The following is a 19,223-nucleotide window of genomic DNA, read 5'->3' on the forward strand; positions in this document are numbered from 1 at the left end:
ATATGAAGCGGACATTTATCGGGCTCGCGAGCGGGCTGGCGTTGCTGCTGGCCGGCTGTCACGGCGGCGGGGCGGATGGAACCGGCGCGGCCTCGTCGGACGAATGGCCCTATTACGGGCACGATCAGCGGGAGCAGCGCTTCAGCCCGGTCGACCTGATCAACCGCTCGACGGTCGGCAAGCTCGGCCTGACCTGGTCGGCCGAGGTGAATAGCGACCGTGGCCAGGAGGCGACGCCGCTGATGGTGGACGGCGTGGTCTATGTCAGCACCGCCTGGTCATTGGTCTATGCGTTCGACGCGGCGACCGGCAAGCAGCTATGGTCCTACGATCCGCAGACCCCGCACGACGCCCTGATCAGCGCCTGTTGCGACGCGATCAACCGCGGCGTCGCGGTGCAGGGCGGCAAGGTCTATGTCGGCACGCTCGACGGCCGGCTGGTCGCGATCGACGCGAAGAGCGGCAAGCTCGCCTGGCAGGTCAATACGCTCGAGGGCGCGCCGTCGACGATGCGCTACACCATCACCGGCGCACCCCGCGTGGCGAAGGACAAGATCGTGATCGGCAATGGCGGCGCCGAGATGGGCGTGCGCGGTTTCGTCACCGCTTATGATGCAGCGAGCGGCAAGCTCGTCTGGCGGTTCTACCTGACACCCAATCCGCAAGGGAAACCCGATGGCGCTGCCTCGGACGAGGTGCTGATGGCCAAGGCCTATCAGAGCTGGGGCGATGGCGAATGGCGCAGCAGCGGCGGCGGCGGCACCGCCTGGGACGCGATGACCTATGATCCGGAAGCCGATCTTTTCTATATCGGCGCCGGCAATGGCGGCCCGTTCGATTACCAGGTCCGGTCGGGCGGCAAGGGCGACAATCTGTTCCTGTCCTCGATCGTCGCGGTCGACCCCGATACCGGCAAATATAAATGGCATTACCAGACCACGCCGTCGGACAGCTGGGATTATACCGCGACCCAGCAGATCGTGACCGCGACCCTGAAGATCGACGGCGAGCCGCGCGACGTGCTGATGCAGGCGCCCAAGAACGGCTATTTCTATGTGCTCGATCGCAAGACGGGCAAACTGCTGTCGGCGAAGCCCTTCGCACCGGTGACCTGGTCGACCGGCATCGACATGAAGACGGGCCGGCCCAATTTCGTGCCCAATGTCCATTACCAGAACAGCCCCGCGGTCCTGCAGCCCGGGCCGTTCGGTGCGCATAGTTGGCAGGCGATGTCGTTCAGCCCACGCACCGGGCTGGTCTATATCCCGGTGCAGTTCACCACCGGCGTCTATCAGAAGCTCGACAAGTTTCAGCACCGTCCGGTCGGGCAGAATGCCGGCATCACAATACCCGATTTTCCCGAGGATCAGCTCCCCCAGATCCTCGCCGCGACCACCGGGCAGTTGCTCGCCTGGGATCCGGTTGCGCAAAAGGCGCGCTGGTCGGTGCCGAAACGCTGGTTCGTGAACGGCGGCACGCTGGCGACGGCCGGCGATCTGGTCTTCCAGGGCGACATGGATGGCGTGCTCAGCGCCTATGATGCCTATGACGGCAAGCCGCTCTGGTCGTTCAAGGCGGGGCAGAGCATCATCGCGCCGCCGATCAGCTACCGCATCAACGGCGAGCAATATATCGCCGTGATGGCCGGCTTTGGCGGCGCGGGCGCGCTGGTCGGGAAGATCGTGCCGAACCAGCCGCGCAGTAATGGCCGCCTGATGGTGTTCAAGCTGGGCGGCACCGCGACTTTGCCCAAGCCCGCCGCCGTGGAACCGGCGCCGATCGATGTCGCCGGCCTGAGTTCGACCGGCAATGCCGATCTCGGTATGGTCGAGTATGCCCGTACCTGCGGCGTCTGCCACGGCGCCAATGCGTCGGTATCCTATACCGCCGATCTGCGGCGCTCGGGCGCTCTGCACGATCCGGCGCTGTGGAAATCGGTGGTGATCGACGGGGTGCTCAAGGACCAGGGCATGGTCGCCTTCGACAAGATCCTGACGCCGCAGGACGCGGAGAATATCCGCGCCTATGTGATCCGCCAGGCGAAGAAGGGGGCCGCAGCTCCGGGGGCTGCCGGGAAGAAATAACCGCTCGCGTCGCGATACCCAAATCTCCGCGAGGCCCCGCGCCAGCCCAGTTCAGGATCATATTCTTCCATTTAAGTATATGATATATAATAGTATTCTATAAACCCTTCGCCCAGGCGGGGCGGGAGATATGGGACAATGTGGTGTCCCATATCTCCCGCCGCTCGTCCCCACACTGCAACCGCTCGTCCCCACAGCCCCGTCAGAGATGTCGATTCAACCGTGACATAGAATCCGGCATATCATCCCTCGCCGGACCTGTTCGGGCGCGCTCTTTCCTATTGTCGGAAAACAGGCGTCAGGGGATCGCTTCGAGGTAGCGGCCTTCGGGCGGGCCGGAGAGGACCGCCATCACCGGTGCGAACGCTTCCTTGCCGAGCGCGCGCCCGGCAGCCTTGTGATCGTCCAGCGACCGCCATTCCTCGATGAAGACATGGGTCAGGGAATCGTCGGGATCGGCGTAAAGCCGCACCCCTTCGCAGCCGGGCACGGGCCTGACCTTTTCCGCAAGGTCCTGAAGCGCCGAACGGAGATCGCTGCCACGGCCCTCCGCCGCGGTCATCCTGTAGTGGCGAAGGATTGTCATGCTTGGGCTCCGCAAGGGATTGGACAGGCCGCGTTCAGTAGGCGATCGAGAAGCGTTTCCGGCTGTGCCGCGGCTCTTCCAGTTCATCGACCAGCGCCTTGGCGAGATCCTCGTACGAGATCCGGCTCTCGCCCTGTGCATCGCGCATCAGGTCGTCGCCACCCAACCGGTAGAGGCCGGTCCGCTCTCCGGGGCCGAACTGCGCGGCGGGGGAGAGAAAGGTCCAGTCGGCGTCGCTCGCCCGGAGCGTTTCGAGAAAGCGCCTGCCGGCGGAAATTTCGGGCAGGAATTCGGCCGGCACCCCCGGCGCGTCCGCCAGTTGCAGGCCTGGAGCAACGAACAGGCTGCCCGCGCCGCCGACGACCAGCAACCGCGGCACGCCCGCATCGGCAACCGCATCGAGGATCGTCGCCGCGTCCATCGACAAGAACCGGCCTGCGACCATCACCGCATCGCAGCCGCGGATCGCCGCGGCCAGCGCCGCGCGATCGTTCGCATCGGCCACCACCATCGCCATGCCGGTCTCGGCCGGCTGCCGGGCGATGCCCGTCACCTGATGCCCGCGCCCAGTCAGCTCCGCGACGAGGCGCTGGCCGACCTTGCCGCTCGCCCCGACCAGCGCGACCTTCATCGGCGCGCCCCGGCCAGCTTGAAGATATTGTTGCGCTGGACCGCCGACGATCCGCCGATGATCGGCATCAGCAGCGCGTCCCGGACATAACGCTCGGCATCGAAATCCTTCACATAGCCATAGGCGCCGAGGATCGTCTGGCATTCGAGCGCCACCATCTTGGCAACCTCGGTGGCGAACAGCTTGGCCATCGACGTCTCGGCCGAACAGGGCCGCCGCTCGTTCGCCAGCCAGGCCGCCTGGTACAGCACGAGCCGCGCGGCATGGACCTGGGTCTGCATCTCGGCGAGCTTGTGCTGGATCGACTGGAACTCGCCGATCGTCCGCCCGAACTGGCGGCGTTCAAGCGCATAGGCCCAGGCATCGTCGAGCGCGGCGCGGGCGATGCCGACCCCGATCGCCGCCACCTCGAGCTTCTCGACGTCGAGCCCCGGCCCGACCAGCATCTTCCAGCCGGCATTCCAGCCCGCCTCGCCGCCCACCAGATTCGCGATCGGCACCTCGACATTGTCGAAGCTGACGTCGGTCGTCGCCGCGCCCTTCATGCCCATCGACTCGATCTTGGTGATCGTAACGCCCGGCGCGTCTGGCGGCACCAGCACGAAGCTGAGGTTGCGATGGCGCTCCTCGGCCGGGCCGGTGCGGACCAAAGTGTAGATATAGTCAGCGATCCCCGCGCCCGAACAGAAACGCTTGCTGCCGTCTATCCGCAGCACGTCCCCATCGCGCTCGGCCCGGGTCTTCACGCTGGCGAGGTCGGCGCCGGCATCGGGCTCGGTCAGGCCATAGGCGAAGAGCAGATCGCCCGAGACGATCTTCGGCAGCAAGTCGCGCTTCTGCGCCTCGGTGCCGCATTCCTCGATGTTCATGCCCGCATAGCAGGCGGCCATGATGTACGGCACCGACACGGCGAGGCTCCGCCGCGACAATTCCTCGATCACCACCATGGTCGCCACGATGTCGCGGCCGAGGCCGCCATATTCCTCGGGGATGGTCAGGCCGAGCACGCCGAGATCGGCGAGCTTCTTGTGCACCTCGCGCGGAAAATGGTTGCGCGCGTCCCAATCCTGCGCCGCGCTGCGCGGCATCTCGCGCTCGACAAACCGCTCCAGCGAGTCGCGGAGCGAGGTGACGATCTCACCTTCGTCGAAGTTCATGTCCCTGCCTTTGCATGGCCGAACACCGGCGCCCGCTTCTCGGCAAAGGCCCGCACTGCTTCCTGGTGATCGGGCGTGTCGTTGGAGCGCGCCTCATAGGCGAGCGACGCATCCATGATCGACGTGGCGAGATCGCGCAGCCCGATATTGACCGACATCTTGGTCCAGCGGATCGCCTGGGTCGCCCCCGCGACGAGCTTGTCGGCAAAGGCGTCGACCCGCGCGTCGAGTTCGTCGGCGGGCACCGCATGGTTGATCAGCCCCATCTGCGCGGCCTGGTGCGCCGTCATCATGTCGCCGGTCAGCAGATATTCCTTGGCGCGGGCATAGCCGATCAGCTGCGGCCAGATCACCGCGCCGCCATCGCCGGCGACAAAGCCGATGCTGACATGCGGATCGCCGATCTTGGCATGATCGGCCGCGAAGATGACGTCGCAGAACAAGGCGATCGTCGCGCCCAGCCCGGTGGCGTGGCCGTTCATCTTGGCGATCACCGGCTTCTCGCAATCGATCAGCCCGAACACGATCTGCTTGGCCTCGCGCGCGGTCTGGTCGAAGCCGTTCTCGCGGTCGATCATCTCCTGCATCCAGCCGATATCGCCGCCCGCCGAAAAGGCGCGGCCGGCGCCGGTCAGCACCACCACGTCGCTGTCCGGATCGCTTGAGATCTCGACGAACACGCGCGCCAGCTCGGCATGGAGCACGGCATCGGTCGCGTTGAGCTTGTCGGGCCGGTTGAGCGTCACCTCGAGCACGCGGCCGCGCCGCTTGAACAGGATCGCCTGATAATCGTCGAACAAGGCCATGATAGTCTCCCGGTCAGGCGGCGATGCGGGCGGCGGCAAGCACGGTATCGTTGACGAGATCGCGCTCGGCGAGCCAGTCGGAGATGATCCCGACCACCTGGGTCAGGTGCGACTTGCCGTCCGCGCCAGTGAAATAATGATTGGCCCCGTCGATTATGACCTTCTGCTTGTCGGCCGAGCCGAGCGCGTCGAACATCAGGTCGGTATGTTCGGGCGGGCAGGCATCGTCGGCACCCGCGGTGATCACCATGCCGGGCACCGAGATGCGCGGGCCCGCATCGACCGAATCCACCTGCGCGTCGTCATAGCTCCATTGCGACAGCCAGCCCCTGAGCGAATTGAACCGGGCAAGCGCCGCCGCGCTGTTATTCACCACGCGCGGATCGCCGAGATAGGTCCAGTTGGGCTTGCGCTGATTGGGGTCGACACTCGGGTCGATCCAGCGCGGATCGGCCATCGTCCGGTGGACGACGAAGCAATACTCGCCATGCGCATCACCCTTCGCCTTCAGGCTGGCGAGCTTGTCCTTCGCCCAGGCGCTGATCCGCCGGTTGCGGTCGATCTGCGCCTGGCGATAGGTCGCGAGGAAATTGGCCTGATACGGCGGCTGGGCCGGGTTAGCGGGATCGTAGAGATCGAGCGCCGGATCGCGCCTGTCGGGATCGGCTTCGTCGAGTACCGACGGGTCGATCTGGCCGGTCAGCAATTTGTGGCGGCTGCGATGCGAGGCCACCAGCATGATCGCGTCGCCCGCGATCAGCGGCGCGCCGGCCAAAGGCGTCTCCTCGCCCGAGGCACTGAGCTGGATCACCGGCTTCTCGGCCTCGGCCTGATAGCCCGCCATCAGCGAGCCGCCGCCGCTCCAGCCGAGCAGCACGGTCTTGCTATAGCCGAGCCGTTCCCTGGCATCCTTGATGCACGCACCGAGGTCGAGCAGCACATTCTCCATCTCGAGCGGCGCGTCGCCGGTCCAGTAGCGCGAGGCGCAGGCGATGATGTGGTGGCCGGCGCGGGCGAGCTGGGCGAACACCGGCAGCCAGGCCGGCGCGCCGATCGGATGCATCACGATCAGCACCGTGTCCGATGGATTGGCCCCTCGGATATGCTGCGCCTGAAGCACGATCGCATCGTCGATCGCGCCGTAGACGTCCTTGCGTACCTTGTTCTCGCGGTGGACGATCAGGAACGGCGTGCGGCTGTAACGTACGGGCTCTGCCATCTTCGGATCCTTGCTGGTCACACGCTCCGGCTGCCGCCGAACTGGGCGCGGAGTGCGGGTTTGGAGATCTTGCCGGTGACGTTGCGCGGAAAGGAATCCACCAGCGCCACGTGCCTGGGATGCTTGTAGCGGGCGAGCCTGCCCTCGCAGGTCGCGCGGAGGGATTCTATCGTCACCTCATGCCCCGCGGTCGCGACCACCACCGCGAGCCCGACTTCGCCCCATTGATCGTCGGCGACGCCGATCACCGCGCATTCGGCGACCGCCGGGTTGGTCAACAGCACGCCCTCGACCTCGGCAGAGAAAACATTCTCGCCGCCGGACTTGTACATGTCCTTCACCCGGTCGACGACGTAGAAGAAGCCTTCCTCGTCCTCCCACACGACATCGCCGGTCTTCAGCCAGCCCTCGGGCCGCTCGATCCGCGCATCGGCACCGAGATAACCGATCGTGACGCCGGGTCCGCGCACCCACACCTCGCCGGGCTGACCGCGCTCGACGTCCTCGCCGTGCTCGTCGACCACGCGCATATCGATATGCATCGACTTCTGGCCGCACGATCCGGCCATGATCTTGTCGAGCCGGTCGGGGTTCATCGACGTGACGGGCCCGGTCTCCGTCCCGCCATATTGCGGCACGAAGCGCGCGCCCTTGGGCTCGAAGGCCGCGCGCAGCCGCTCAGAGACACGGCCGCCACCGCAGATGAAACGGCGAAATGTCGAGAAATCGGCCGAGGCGAAGGGCGGGCTTTCCGCCATCATCTGGTACATCACCGGGGGCAGGCAGAGATGAGTCACGGCGTTGGCCGGATCGCCGCAGAATGCGGTCGTCGCAGTCGCATCGAAGCGCGCCGACACGGTAACATGCCCGCCGAAGAACAGGATCGGGTTGCTCGCGGTGTTGAGCCCGCCGAAATGGAACAGCGGCATGGGCTGGAACAGATGCGCGGGCTCGGCCGTGGCGCAGAACTGCACTTGCTGCAGCGCATAGCAGACCATCGCGCCGAGCGTGACGATCGCCGCCTTGGGCGTGCCGGTGGTGCCTGAGGTATAGAGGATCTGGAGCGGCGCGTCGGGATCCACATCGGCGCTTGCCGGCAGGTAATGGCCGTCGTCGAGCAGCGCATCGAGCCCGCCGCTCTTGCCCCAGTCGAGGGTGACCGGGATGCCGGTCTCCGCCGCCACCGCCCGCGCGGTTTCGCCCCAGACGGCATCGGTCAGCATCAGCCGCGGCTGCATCTCACGGCACGCCCGGCTCAGCTCGACGATGGTATGGCGGAAATTGAGCGGCACCCAGACCAGGCCAGCGCGCGCGCAGGCGAATTGCAGTTCGAAATGGCGCAGGTCGCCATCGGAGATATTGACGATCCGATCGCCGCGCTGGAGACCCAGCTCGTGCCGAAGCGCATGGGCAATCTGCCCCACCCGTACATCGAGTTCCGCCCAGCTGCGCGTCTCGCCGGTATCGAAATTGGTGAGTGCCCGCGCCTCGGGCTGCGTCCGGGCATAATTCGCCACCCAGTCCGCCGCGGCATATTGCATCGACACCCTCCGCCTCGCTGATTTACGCCGCCATGGAGCGACCTTGTGAGTAGTTGCCTAACACTGATAGTTTTACGATGCAATTCGTCAAGCGTCGAACTGACGAAAATGATCGCTCCATCGGCCAAGCCCGGCTAGAGCCATACCAGACACGACACGCATTTTCGGAGTAAAGCTGCCCATGGGCCGGCCAAAACAGGCGCTCATTTCCCGCCGCAAGACACTCGAGGTGGCGTTGCGGATCATCGACGAGGAAGGTCTGGATGCCTTGAGCATCCGCCGTCTTGGCGACGAACTCAATGTGCGCGGCATTTCGCTCTACCATCATTTCAAGAGCAAGGAGCATATCCTGGTCGGCGCCTCCGAACTCGCCCTGGCCAATGTCCGTACGCCAAACACGACAAACGCCGATTGGCGCGAATGGCTGATCAGTAACGCGATCGAATATTGGAAGGCGCTGCGCGCGCACCCGAACCTGATCCCGATCCTGATGCGCCGTCATCCGCTGCGCATCGGCCTGACCGAGCACAATGCCACGGCAGGGCTGCTCGCGGTTCAGGGCGTCCCGCCGGGCGTGATCATGCCGTTGATGGAGGGCCTTGAGTCGCTGGCGCTGGGCTCTGCCGCGTATGAATCGGCCGCCGATGCCGATACCGGCACCGACGATTGGCAGGAGCAGAATCCGTTCCTGTTCCATGTCCGCCGGAACCGCGACATTTCGCGCGCGCGGGTGTTCGAGGTGATGGCGAAGGCGGCGGTGGATGCCGTCCTCACCGAATATTACGCCGCCGCCGGGGTGGACGCGCCACCCCAGCCCGAGGCGAATGCGACCAAGGTCTGATGGTCAGTCCGCAGTATAGCTGCCGCGCGTACCGTCGATAAAGGCGGACCGGCCGGCCGAGGCTTCACCCATGATGTTGAGTTCATAGGTGTAGCTCATCTCCGCCCGGTACAGCGTGTTCAGTTCATGCGCCTTGGTGCTGTTGTTGAGCGAGGTCTTCAGCCGGCGCATCGCCTCCGCGCTTTTGCCGGCCACCCTGGCCGCGACCGCCATCGCCTCCACCGCGACCGAGTCATGGGCTTCCACGAGCCGGTAGATGCTGCCGAGTGCGTGCAGTTCCTGCGCCAGCACCGGCTCGGCGGTCATCATCGCCGCGCGGACGCGCTTTTCGGGCATCAGCTTCAGCGCCTGGACCGCACCCGCCGTCGCGCCATTGTCGATCTCGGCCAGCACGAACCGCGTGTCGCGTGAGGCGACGAGAATATCGGCCGAACCAGCGATGAGCACCCCCACCCCGACGCAATAATGATGCACGCCGCAAATCACCGGTACCGCGCATTGCAGCACCGCCAGGCTCGTCCGCAGCGAGCCCGAGGACTGGCCGAGAATGCCTTCGAACCCAGGCAGTCCTTCAACCTCCTTGACGTCGCCGCCACCGCAAAAGCCGCGCCCGGCGCTACGCAGCACGACCGCCCGGACCGCCGCCTGATCGCGCACGGCTTCGAGGCGCGCGGCAAGATCGTGCAACAGGCCGATGCTGAAGGCGTTGACGGGCGGCCGGTCTATGACGAGTTCGAGGATCCCGTCGGCGTGCAGTGTCTCGGTGAACATCTTCTTTCCTTCGGACGGCGATGGCAAAGTGCGTCTCTTCTTGGGTTCTCAGGCGTCGACCGGTTCCGGCGCCCGCACGATCGCGCGCGACCCCAGCCCCCGCGCGGCAAGATGCCCCTCGCGGATCGCGGTCTGCAAGTTCCGCCCGGCAAGCATGTCGCCGATGCAGAGCGCGGCAACTCCCCGCGCCTCCAGTTCTTCGGCTAGGGCGGGTTGACCCGGGCGGATCGGCACCCACACCACGGTATCCGCCGCCAGGGTTTCGACGCGCCCGCCGAATTGCGGCCTGACTTCGACGCTGCCAGGCCGCGCGGCGATCAGTTGCGTGCCGACCCGCAGCGCAAAGTCGCCCAGCGCGTGCAGGCGTTCGAGCGCTGACTGGGTCCGGAGCGTGATGTCGATGCCGGGTGCGAACATCTTGTGCCGGGTGACGAAGGTGACGGCCACGCCCTGCGCCAGCAGATGTTCCGCGCTGGCGATCGCTTCGTAGTGACCGAGTTCGTCGACCACCACGGCACTGCGGCCGCGATCCATGCCGCGTTCCGAGAACAGCTCGATCGACGAAATGATCCGCGCGCCGGGCTCCGGTTCAACCGCGTCCGCCGGGAATTGCACCTGGCGCAGCACCGGATCGAGATCGGCGCCGATCGCGAGGACCACGGTGTCGGCCCCCTCGGCGACGATGTCGTCGGCATCGAGCCAGCTCGACAGGCGGACCTCGACGCCGAGCCGATAGACCTCCTGCTCCAGCCAGCCTGCGATGTCGCCGATCGTGCCCATGCGCGGGGCGTTGCGATAGACATTGGTCAACCCGCCAAGGCTCGGCATCGCCTCGGCAAGAATGACGTGATGCCCGGCGGTCGCCGCGATCCGCGCTGCCTCCATCCCGGCCGGCCCACCGCCGACGATCAGCACGCGCTGTGGCAGAGCGGCCGGCGCGATCAATCGTTCCGCCAACATGGTCTCGTCGCCGGCCGCCGTGTTCACCACGCAACCAAGCCGGCCGAAGGTGGCGACGCGGCCGATACAGCCCTGGTTGCAGGCGATGCAGGGCCGCACCCGCTCGGGATGGCCGGCCGCCGATTTGGCGACGATATCGGGGTCAGCGATATGCGCCCGCACCATCGAGATCAGGTCGGCCTCGCCGGCGCGCAGCACCTGTTCGACCTCTTCCAGCGTGCGGAACCGGCCGTTGAGCAGGCGCGGCAGGCGGCTATCGGCCACCGGCGGCGCGGTGAAGGGAATCTGGAAGCCGGTCGGCGCGTCCATCCCACCGACCTGGCGGTGCAGCGCGTAATAATCGCCATAGGACATGTTCACATAGTCGATCAGTTCCTCGCGCTCGATCCGCGCGGCGACGATCGCCACATCGCTCATCGCCAGGATGCGCGGATCGGCGCTGTCGCTGAGTCGCACACCCACGGCGAAGCCAGGCGACACGGCATCGCGCACCGCCCCCAGCACCCGCATCAGGAAATGCATCCGCCCGTCCAGGTCGCCGCCATAGTCGTCCTCGCGCCGGTTGAGCACTGGCGAGAGGAACTGCGCGATCAGATAACCATGACCCGCATGGATCTCGATCCCGTCGAGCCCGCCCAGCTCGCACCGCCGGGCTGCGGCGGCATAGCCGGCGACGATCTCGTCGATCTGGCGCCGGGTCAGCGGCCGCGGCGCGATCCCGGCGATGTGGCTTGGAATATCGGAGGGCGCCAGCGGCGGCCCGCCATCGGGCGCAGGATAGATATGCCCGCCATGCCAGAGCTGCTGGAACAATCGCATACCCGTGGGCGCGATCGCCCTGGTCAGCGCGCGATAGCCGTCGATGATCGAATCATCGAGATTGGCCAGCGACAGCAAGGACGAGGGATGGATTCCGGCCGCCTCGAGGATCGACAGGCCGACTCCGCCCTGCGCCCGCGCCGCGTGATAGGCGATCAGTTCGTCGGTGATTCGCCCGCCACGTGCCATCATCGTCGCATGCGCGGTGCGCGCGATGCGATTCTTGACCTCGATGCCACCCATGTTGATCGGGCTCAGCGCGCGTTCGTACATCCTCGCCCCTCCTGGCATTTACTTTTATATCAAACATCGTTAGTTATTCAATCACGCAAAACGGCTATTGAGGGGATCGAATGGCAGAAAGTTCGGCCACGACGCGGCAGGTGCTGGGCGGCCTGCGCGTGCTGGAGATCGGCCATTTCGTGGCCGCGCCGTTCGCGACCCGCCTGCTCGCCGATCTCGGCGCCGACGTCATCAAGATCGAACCGCCGGCCGGGGATCCCGCCCGCCAATGGGGCGAACAGATCGATGGCAAATCGCTCTGGTGGTCGATGCACGCGCGCAACAAGCGCAGCATGACGATCGACCTGAAGCATCCCCGCGCGCGCGATCTCGTCCTGTCGCTGATCCCGCATTGCGACGCGGTGATCGAGAATTTCCGCCCTGGCCAGCTCGCCAGGCTCGGCCTGTCGCCCGAGACGCTGCGCGGCGCCCGGCCCGACCTGATCATCGCCCATATCTCCGGCTATGGGCAGACCGGTCCCTATCGCGACCGCGCCGCCTTCGGCGTGATCGGCGAGGCGATCGGTGGGCTGCGCCATCTGACCGACCATGCACCTGGCACCAGCGACCTGCCGCCGGTCCGGGTCGGGGTCAGCGTGGGTGATTCGGTCTCGGGTCTCTACGCTGTGATCGGCGTGCTGGCGGCATTGTGGCAGCGCGACCGCGCGGCCGGCGACGGCAAGGGCCGGACGATCGACGTCGCGCTGACCGAAAGCATCCTCAGCCTGATGGAGGGGATGCTCCCCGAATATGGCGCGCTGGGCAAAGTGAAACAGCCCGCCGGCGGCGGCATCGCCACCGCGGCGCCGACCAACGCCTATCCCACCGCCGACGGCGTCTGGATGCTGATCGCCGCCAACAGCGAGCCGCTGTTCGCCAAGCTGATGGGACTGGTCGGCCGCACCGACCTGATCGGCGCGCCGGGCTATGCCGGCAACCAGGAGCGTGTCGCCAATGTCGCCCGGCTCGATACGCTGATCGGCGACTGGACCCGCACCCTCGACGCCGACACGCTGGAGGCGATGCTGACCGAGGCGGATATCCCCAGCTCGCGCGTCTATACCGCCGCCGACATCGCCACCGATCCGCAATATCGCGAGCGCGGCATGGTTCGCGAGGTCGCCGATCCCCATTTCGACGATCCGGTGCTCCACAACGGCATCGTCCCGCATATGGTCGAGGCGCCCGGAGACATACGCTGGGCGGGGCCGGCGATCGGCGCGCATACCGTCCGGATATTGGGCGACCTGCTCGGCATCGACCCGGCCGGCATCGACGCGCTGCGGCAGGACGGCGTGATCTGACATGGCCGCCGCTCGTCCGCGCACGCTCTACCGCAAGGTCTGGGATGCCCATGCCGTCGCCTCGCTCGGCGGCGATGAGTGGCTGCTCTATATCGATCGCCACCTGCTCTACGAGGTGACGAGCCCCCAGGCGTTCGACGGACTGCGCGCGGCCGGACGCAGGGTCCGCCGCCCCGACCTGACCTTCGCCGTCGCCGACCATAATGTCCCGACCGAGAATCGCGCCGGCGGGCTGGCCGCGATCCGCGATCCGGAAAGCCATCTCCAGGTCGCGACGCTGGAGCGCAACGCGCGCGACTTCGGCCTGCCCTATGCAGAGCTGGACGGGCCGCGCCACGGCATCGTCCATGTCGTCGGCCCCGAACTCGGCCTGACCCTGCCCGGCGCGACCATCGTGTGCGGCGACAGCCACACCTCCACGCACGGCGCATTCGGCGCGCTCGCTTTCGGGATCGGCACGTCGGAGGCCGAGCATGTGCTGGCGACCCAGACCCTGGTCCAGAAGCTCTCGAAGACGATGCTGGTGCGGATCGACGGACGGCTCGGCGCGGGCGTGACGCCCAAGGACGTGATCCTCGCGATCATCGGGCGGATCGGCACCGCCGGCGCGACCGGCCATGTCATCGAATATGCCGGCAGCGCGATCGATGCCATGGACATGGCCGGCCGCATGACGATCTGCAACATGACGATCGAGGCCGGCGCCCGTGCGGGGATGATTGCGCCCGACGACAAGGCGTTCGCCTGGCTAGAAGGCCGGCCCTGCGCGCCGCAGGGCACGGCATTCGAGCGCGCCCGCGCGGCGTGGCAAATGCTGCGCAGCGATCCCGGCGCGACCTATGATGCAGAACTCGCGATCGACGCGGCTGACATCGCGCCGATGGTCACCTGGGGCACCAGCCCCGAAGCGGTCACCACCATCGCCGGCACGGTGCCAGATCCGGAGGACGAAGCCGATCCCACCCGCCGCGCGCAGCTCCGGCGGATGCTCGACTATATGGGCCTGGCGCCAGGCCAGAAGCTCGCCGGCCTGCCGATCCAGGCCGCCTTTATCGGCAGCTGCACCAACAGCCGGATCGAGGATCTGCGCGCCGCCGCCGAGATCGCACGCGGCCGCCACGTTGCCGCCGGCGTCCGCGCGCTGGTCGTGCCGGGGTCGGCCGCGGTGAAGGCCCAGGCCGAAGACGAGGGCCTCGATACGATCTTCCGCGCCGCCGGCTTCGACTGGCGCGATGCCGGCTGCTCGATGTGCCTCGGCCTCAATCCCGACCGGCTCGCGCCGGGCGAGCGCTGCGCCTCCACCTCGAACCGCAATTTCGAAGGGCGGCAGGGTCCTGGCGGACGCACCCATCTCGTCTCCCCGGCCATGGCCGCGGCGGCGGCGATCGCCGGTGCACTCGTCGACGTACGGGCGCTGGCCTGATGGAACCGTTCCGCACGTTCACCGGCGCGGCCGCGCCACTGCCGATCGCCAATGTCGACACCGACATGCTGTTATCGGCGAAGTTCCTGAAGACGGTGGCGCGCGCCGGCCTCGGCAAGGGTCTGCTCCATTCGCTTCGTACCGACGCCGAGGGCCGGGAGCGGCCCGATTTCATCCTCAATCGCGATCCATGGCGGCAGGCGCGCATCCTGATCGCGCTCGACAATTTCGGGTGCGGATCGAGCCGCGAGCACGCCCCCTGGGCGCTGCTCGATTTCGGCATCCGCTGCATCATCGCCCCGAGCTTCGCCGACATCTTCTACGGCAATTGCTTCAAGAACGGCATCCTGCCGATCGCCCTGCCCCGCGCGACGATCGACCTGCTGATGGCCGAGGCCGCCGATCCCGCGACGACGCGCATGACCATCGACCTGGCAGCCGGCACCATCGCCCATGCCAGCGGCATGCTCGACTTCACGCTCGACGCGCAGCGCCGCGAGCGCCTGCTCGGCGGCATCGACGATATCGCCCTTGCGCTGACCTTCGAAAGCGCCATCGCCGCGCAGGAAGCACGGACGCGCGACGACTCGCCCTGGCTGGCCGACGCGCATCTCGAGCGGACCGGATGAGCTATCCCGCTGGCCCGGCGCTGGCCCTTTTCGCCGCCGCCGCGCCGGGCCGCTCCACCGCGGAGATCGCTGCCGCGCTGGCGATGCCCGGCGTCCGTGTCGGCAAGCGCATCGGTGCCGACCTGCCCAAGCGCGATCCCGACACCGGCGCACCGCTTCCCTTGCTGCCCTGCCCCTTCGCCGCGATCCTGCTCGCACAGGGACCGGCATCGGCAACGATCCCCGCGCTTCGAGCCGCCCTCGGTCGTGCAGAGGGCATGATCGATCTCGCCGGTTCCGCAGTGCTGACCGGCACCGAGCATATCGTGACACCAGGCGACGGTGCGATCCTCGTGACAATGCTCACCCGACGCCAAGCCGGCTTCACGCCTACTGCCTATCGCGCCCGCTGGCTGAATGAACATGCGCCCTTCGGCCGGCGCATTGATGCCGCCGGCTACCGCCAGCTTCATGCCGACAGTGCGACGTGTCCCGGCCTCCCGCCCGCCGACCACTTCGACGGTGCCGGCATGGTCTTCTTCAGCGATGCCGGGCGGATGGCGAACGCCCGCGCAGCCCCCGAGGTCGCGCAGGATGCGACCCGGGACGAGATGCGCTTCATCGATCACGCCGGATCGATGCTGGCGATGTTCGATCTTACCCCCGGAGGATCGGCCTGAGGCGCGGCGCGGTCAGCACCGGCCAGGCGCCGACCGCTCCGCTCGGCCGGCCGGGCGTGAAGCGCATCGGCATGCGGGCATGGCCGTTGACCAGCGGCACGCTGTCGTAGCGTTCGGTCCGCGCCAGATCGACTGCGAAATCGGGCATCCGTTCGAGGATTTCGGTCAGGAAGATCCGCAGGTCGGCGCGCGCGAGATTCTGGCCGATACAGGCATGCCCGCCCCAGCCGAAGCCGAGATGCGGGCGCTTCGGCCGATCGGGATCGAAGCGTTCGGCATCGGCGAACACCGTCTCGTCGCGATTGGCCGAGTTGATCGCGCATAGCACCCGGTCGCCCGCCTCGAACTGTGTGCCGCCGATCTCGACCGGCGCCATCACGGTGCGCGCGACGCCGGTGCTTGGCGAATAGAGGCGAATGACCTCCTCGACCGCTGCCGTCATAAGCTGCGGCTCGGCGATCAGCCGGGTGCGATCCTCGGGGTGCTCGGTCAAATGGCGCAGCGCATGGCCGATCGCGGCGATCGTGGTGTCGGTGCCGCCGAACAGCAGCATCATCGCCAGCTCGCAGACCAGCCCGGTGCCGAGCGGCGCGCCGTCGACCTCCGCCGCGACTAGCGCCGCGAGCAGGCCGTCGGGATCGTAGTCGCGTTCCCCGACGCTGCGACGCAGGTCGCCCGCGAGCCAGCGCAACCCGTCGAGCGAGCCGCTCGCCTTGGCCACCGCCTCATGCAACACCCGGCCATAATCATGCCAATGTTCGAATTTCAGGCCCAATATGTCGAGGATCAACAGGGTCGGCATCGGCCGGGCGAGATCCTCGACCACGTCGCATTCGCCGCGCGCGATCAGCGTGTCGATCAACCAGTGCGAGATCTGGGCGATCCGCGCGCTTGCCGCCTCGACCGCGGGAATCGTGAACCAGGGCATCAGCAGTGCGCGCAGAGCGGTCGCCTCGGCCCCGTCCATCTCGATCATGCCGATCCGCATCCCATTGGGTGGAATGGCGACGCCGCCGCCGAGCCGGCCATCGTCGAGCGGGAACCGTCCCGAGGCGAGGCGCCCGGCATCGCGCAGCGCGGCGCGATTGTCGGCATAGCGGGTCAGGATCGAGAAGCCGCCATAGGCGTCGGAGCGAAGCACCGGGCATTCGGCCCGGGCGTGGCGGTAGATCGCCGCATGGTCGCGCGCGAAATCGGCGCTGTGGTGGTCGATATCCCCGTCCTGATCGACCGGAATCGGGGCGGAACCCATGGGCATCCGCCCCTCCCCCATCAGAATTTATAGCCGAGCCGGACGCCGTAGAGCGCCGGTTCGTCGGCCGCGCGCCGGTCAGCCTGGCCCGAGGCCGAGACGTTGCGGAAGCGCACCTCGTCGGTGATGTTGCGGCCCCAGATCGCCACCGAGAAACGATCGCCCGGCAAGTTCCAGGTGATGCTGGCATTGGCGACGAAATGCGCCGGCTCGACGATGCGGTTGTCGACCGTCCAATAGAATTTCGACGAATAATAGGCATTGAACGACGGGACGAGCGAGCCTTCGCCGACATGGATCTTGTAGTCCGCGGCGAAGTTCACCGTCCAGTCCGGCGAGCGGACATTGCGCTTGCCCGTCACATTGAGGATCGTCGAGGCGTTGCGGCCGTCGCCGCCCGGCACCGGCAGATAGACCTGCGCGGCGGGGAAGCTGGTGAACACGGCGTTGAGATAGGACACGCCCAGCTTCAGGCTCAGGTCGCGCACCGGGCTGTAGGTGATGTCGAGATCGCCGCCATTGGAGCGCACCTTCGCCGCGTTGCGCAGCTCGATCAGGTTCGTGTTCGGGTTCAGCGCCTGCACTTGCAGATCGCTGGTGATGTAATGGAACACCGAACCGTTGATCGTCACGCCGGGCATCGGCGAGAATTTCAGGCCCGCCTCATAGGCGTCGACCTTCTCCGGATTGATCGGCACCGGCGTTGCCGACAGCGCGTTGGCGTTGAAGGCGCCGCTCTTGAAGCCCTGCGAGAAGCTTGCATAGATCATCGCGTCAGAGCTGGGATGATAGGCGAGCACGACACGCGGCGTCGCCGCATTCCAGGTGTGTTTTGCCCCGGTGACGATGACGTTGCCGTTACGCTGGCCCGAGATCGTCTTGGTCTCGGTGCTGTAGCGCAGGCCGCCGGTGACCTCGAACGCACCGAGCCTGAGCGTCGCGTCGGCGAAACCGGCAAAAGCTTCGGTCAGCTGCTGAACCGTCAGGTCCGACATGCCCGGCGTAAAGGTCCTGAGCGGATCGAGCTTGCCGTCCTGCCTGAGGTAGAAGCCGCCGACGACCCAGGTAAAATTGCCCTTGCCGGTCGAGTTCACCAGCACTTCCTGGGTGAAGTTGCTGCCGACGTCGCGGTTGGAGATGGCGACGAAGCGGGTCGGCGTCGTATCGGAATCATAGGCGAGCGAGCGCGACAGATAATGCCGCCAGGCCGTCGTCGAGGTGACCGCGATCCCGCTGCCCGAGTCCCAATTGACCCGGCCCGATCCGCCATATTGGCCGGTCAGATAGCCGACATGCTCGTTGCCGATGAAATCATAGGGGCCGCCGATCTTCAGCCCGCCGGGGACATAACCCTGATAGCCGTTGATCGGCTGGATCAGGATCGGGCTGGCATCGTCGCCATGCATGCCATCGCCGCTGAGCGTGATCTTGAGGTTGGAGGTCGGCTCGATCAGGATCGTGCCGCGCAGCGTCCAGCGCTCGGCATCGCCGACCCGCGCGCCGAAACCATTGGCCGGATTGAGGTTGTGGAACCAGCCGTCATGGCTGTCGTAATTGCCGGCCAGTGAGACCGCGATGTTGTCGGTCAGCCCGGTGGTCGCGAAGCCGTTGAACTTCAGCGCGTTGAAATTGCCGTAGCTCGCGGTGAAGCTGCCGGCGGGCTGATAGGATGGCTGGCGGGTGGTGATGATGATCGCGCCGGTATTGGCATTGCGGCCGAACAGCGTGCCCTGCGGCCCTTTCAGCACCTGGATCGATTCGAGATTGGCGAGCTCATAAAGCTGGCCGTTGACCGTCGGCATATAGACGCCGTCGATATAGGTCGCGGCCGAGCCGGGCTCGCCGAGATTGGTGACGGTCGAGCCGACGCCGCGGATGAACGGCTGAACATAGCCGCCGCTCTCGGTGATGGTCATGCCCGTCACCGACTGGGCGATGTCGTGGGTCGAGGTGATGCCCTGGCTGCTCAGCTCGTTGGCCGTCAGCGCGGTGATCGAGATCGGCACGTCCTGCAGCCGCTGGGCGCGGCGTTGGGCGGTGACGATGATGTCGTTCGCGGTCTGATTGTCCTCGGCGGGCGCAGCCTCGGCCTGGGTCGTCGCACCGGCGGGCGCGGTCGCGCCAGCCTGGGCGCCGGCATCCTGCGCGGCGGCCGGCGATGCTGCCACCATGGTGGCGGCGATCACCCAAGCCGCGCTGGTGGTCGAAAACGGATTCATCCTCATGTCAGGCCCTCCCGTCCCTGTCGGCGGGCCCCCG

16 protein-coding genes are annotated in these 19,223 nt (G+C 66.8%); 6 read left to right on the plus strand and 10 right to left on the minus strand.

Annotated features, from left to right (window positions below):
* Nucleotides 1-2: 2 nt before the first annotated feature.
* The gene (locus AC1RT8_RS18870) at nt 3-2,084 is read left to right on the plus strand and encodes a PQQ-dependent dehydrogenase, methanol/ethanol family (protein ID WP_493077401.1); all 2,082 of its coding nucleotides are present in this window, start codon (nt 3-5) and stop codon (nt 2,082-2,084) included.
* Nucleotides 2,085-2,382: 298 nt separating this feature from the next.
* On the opposite strand, the gene AC1RT8_RS18875 is transcribed toward AC1RT8_RS18870, so the two are convergent.
* The 6 genes from AC1RT8_RS18875 to AC1RT8_RS18900 are packed head-to-tail and all read right to left on the minus strand — an operon-like array spanning nt 2,383 to nt 8,024.
* Nucleotides 2,383-2,670 (minus strand): putative quinol monooxygenase, encoded by a 288-nt coding sequence (locus tag AC1RT8_RS18875; RefSeq protein ID WP_493077403.1) that lies wholly within the window; start codon nt 2,668-2,670, stop codon nt 2,383-2,385.
* 34 nt (nt 2,671-2,704) lie between these two features.
* On the minus strand, nt 2,705-3,301 hold the full coding sequence (locus AC1RT8_RS18880; protein WP_493077405.1) for an NAD(P)-dependent oxidoreductase: 597 nt from the start codon (nt 3,299-3,301) through the stop codon (nt 2,705-2,707).
* Nucleotides 3,298-4,458, minus strand: coding sequence for an acyl-CoA dehydrogenase family protein (locus tag AC1RT8_RS18885; protein WP_493077407.1), 1,161 nt, complete (start codon nt 4,456-4,458; stop codon nt 3,298-3,300). Before AC1RT8_RS18885 ends, AC1RT8_RS18880 begins: the two co-directional genes overlap by 4 nt.
* Entirely contained in the window at nt 4,455-5,264 is an 810-nt protein-coding gene (locus AC1RT8_RS18890) for an enoyl-CoA hydratase/isomerase family protein (protein ID WP_493077409.1), read from the minus strand. Before AC1RT8_RS18890 ends, AC1RT8_RS18885 begins: the two co-directional genes overlap by 4 nt.
* 13 nt (nt 5,265-5,277) lie before the next feature.
* Entirely contained in the window at nt 5,278-6,483 is a 1,206-nt protein-coding gene (locus AC1RT8_RS18895; protein WP_493077411.1) for an alpha/beta hydrolase, read from the minus strand.
* A gap of 17 nt (nt 6,484-6,500) precedes the next feature.
* The gene (locus AC1RT8_RS18900) at nt 6,501-8,024 is read right to left on the minus strand and encodes a class I adenylate-forming enzyme family protein (protein ID WP_493077413.1); all 1,524 of its coding nucleotides are present in this window, start codon (nt 8,022-8,024) and stop codon (nt 6,501-6,503) included.
* Nucleotides 8,025-8,205: 181 nt separating this feature from the next.
* Here AC1RT8_RS18900 and AC1RT8_RS18905 point away from each other — a divergent pair, with 181 nt between their 5' ends.
* Entirely contained in the window at nt 8,206-8,865 is a 660-nt protein-coding gene (locus AC1RT8_RS18905) for a TetR/AcrR family transcriptional regulator (RefSeq protein ID WP_493077415.1), read from the plus strand.
* Between the two features lie 3 nt (nt 8,866-8,868).
* Here the strand turns inward: AC1RT8_RS18905 and AC1RT8_RS18910 are convergent, their stop codons facing one another.
* Entirely contained in the window at nt 8,869-9,636 is a 768-nt protein-coding gene (locus AC1RT8_RS18910) for an enoyl-CoA hydratase-related protein (RefSeq protein WP_493077417.1), read from the minus strand.
* Between the two features lie 48 nt (nt 9,637-9,684).
* The gene (locus tag AC1RT8_RS18915) at nt 9,685-11,688 is read right to left on the minus strand and encodes an oxidoreductase (RefSeq protein WP_493077419.1); all 2,004 of its coding nucleotides are present in this window, start codon (nt 11,686-11,688) and stop codon (nt 9,685-9,687) included.
* An 80-nt stretch (nt 11,689-11,768) separates the two neighbouring features.
* Between AC1RT8_RS18915 and AC1RT8_RS18920 the strand changes: the two genes are divergently transcribed.
* From AC1RT8_RS18920 to AC1RT8_RS18935, 4 genes are read left to right on the plus strand one after another with little or no spacing between them, the layout of a single operon-like run.
* Complete coding sequence (locus AC1RT8_RS18920; protein ID WP_493077421.1) at nt 11,769-13,001, plus strand: CaiB/BaiF CoA transferase family protein; 1,233 nt, start codon at nt 11,769-11,771, stop codon at nt 12,999-13,001.
* Nucleotide 13,002: 1 nt separating this feature from the next.
* Nucleotides 13,003-14,424: a 3-isopropylmalate dehydratase large subunit gene (gene leuC / locus AC1RT8_RS18925; RefSeq protein WP_493077423.1), complete on the plus strand. Its 1,422-nt coding sequence runs from the start codon at nt 13,003-13,005 to the stop codon at nt 14,422-14,424.
* Nucleotides 14,424-15,053: a 3-isopropylmalate dehydratase small subunit gene (leuD, locus tag AC1RT8_RS18930; RefSeq protein WP_493077424.1), complete on the plus strand. Its 630-nt coding sequence runs from the start codon at nt 14,424-14,426 to the stop codon at nt 15,051-15,053. The genes leuC and leuD overlap by 1 nt, the downstream gene beginning before the upstream one ends.
* The gene (locus AC1RT8_RS18935) at nt 15,050-15,712 is read left to right on the plus strand and encodes an EthD domain-containing protein (protein WP_493077426.1); all 663 of its coding nucleotides are present in this window, start codon (nt 15,050-15,052) and stop codon (nt 15,710-15,712) included. The genes leuD and AC1RT8_RS18935 overlap by 4 nt, the downstream gene beginning before the upstream one ends.
* Here the strand turns inward: AC1RT8_RS18935 and AC1RT8_RS18940 are convergent.
* Both AC1RT8_RS18940 and AC1RT8_RS18945 read right to left on the minus strand, forming a co-directional pair.
* Nucleotides 15,690-16,970: a cytochrome P450 gene (locus AC1RT8_RS18940; protein ID WP_493077427.1), complete on the minus strand. Its 1,281-nt coding sequence runs from the start codon at nt 16,968-16,970 to the stop codon at nt 15,690-15,692. The genes AC1RT8_RS18935 and AC1RT8_RS18940 overlap by 23 nt on opposite strands.
* 14 nt (nt 16,971-16,984) lie before the next feature.
* The gene (locus AC1RT8_RS18945; protein ID WP_493077429.1) at nt 16,985-19,189 is read right to left on the minus strand and encodes a TonB-dependent receptor; all 2,205 of its coding nucleotides are present in this window, start codon (nt 19,187-19,189) and stop codon (nt 16,985-16,987) included.
* Nucleotides 19,190-19,223: the final 34 nt, after the last annotated feature.

It is taken from the genome of Sphingomonas sp. GW821-FHT10F11 (genome assembly GCF_058809095.1).

Coding starts and splice junctions, on each gene's coding strand:
- AC1RT8_RS18870 (WP_493077401.1), top strand. CDS start 3: ATGAAGCGGACATTTATCGGGCTCGCGAGCGGGCTGGCGTTGCTGCTG.
- AC1RT8_RS18875 (WP_493077403.1), bottom strand. CDS start 2,670: ATGACAATCCTTCGCCACTACAGGATGACCGCGGCGGAGGGCCGTGGC.
- AC1RT8_RS18880 (WP_493077405.1), bottom strand. CDS start 3,301: ATGAAGGTCGCGCTGGTCGGGGCGAGCGGCAAGGTCGGCCAGCGCCTC.
- AC1RT8_RS18885 (WP_493077407.1), bottom strand. CDS start 4,458: ATGAACTTCGACGAAGGTGAGATCGTCACCTCGCTCCGCGACTCGCTG.
- AC1RT8_RS18890 (WP_493077409.1), bottom strand. CDS start 5,264: ATGGCCTTGTTCGACGATTATCAGGCGATCCTGTTCAAGCGGCGCGGC.
- AC1RT8_RS18895 (WP_493077411.1), bottom strand. CDS start 6,483: ATGGCAGAGCCCGTACGTTACAGCCGCACGCCGTTCCTGATCGTCCAC.
- AC1RT8_RS18900 (WP_493077413.1), bottom strand. CDS start 8,024: ATGCAATATGCCGCGGCGGACTGGGTGGCGAATTATGCCCGGACGCAG.
- AC1RT8_RS18905 (WP_493077415.1), top strand. CDS start 8,206: ATGGGCCGGCCAAAACAGGCGCTCATTTCCCGCCGCAAGACACTCGAG.
- AC1RT8_RS18910 (WP_493077417.1), bottom strand. CDS start 9,636: ATGTTCACCGAGACACTGCACGCCGACGGGATCCTCGAACTCGTCATA.
- AC1RT8_RS18915 (WP_493077419.1), bottom strand. CDS start 11,688: ATGTACGAACGCGCGCTGAGCCCGATCAACATGGGTGGCATCGAGGTC.
- AC1RT8_RS18920 (WP_493077421.1), top strand. CDS start 11,769: ATGGCAGAAAGTTCGGCCACGACGCGGCAGGTGCTGGGCGGCCTGCGC.
- leuC (WP_493077423.1), top strand. CDS start 13,003: ATGGCCGCCGCTCGTCCGCGCACGCTCTACCGCAAGGTCTGGGATGCC.
- leuD (WP_493077424.1), top strand. CDS start 14,424: ATGGAACCGTTCCGCACGTTCACCGGCGCGGCCGCGCCACTGCCGATC.
- AC1RT8_RS18935 (WP_493077426.1), top strand. CDS start 15,050: ATGAGCTATCCCGCTGGCCCGGCGCTGGCCCTTTTCGCCGCCGCCGCG.
- AC1RT8_RS18940 (WP_493077427.1), bottom strand. CDS start 16,970: ATGCCCATGGGTTCCGCCCCGATTCCGGTCGATCAGGACGGGGATATC.
- AC1RT8_RS18945 (WP_493077429.1), bottom strand. CDS start 19,189: ATGAGGATGAATCCGTTTTCGACCACCAGCGCGGCTTGGGTGATCGCC.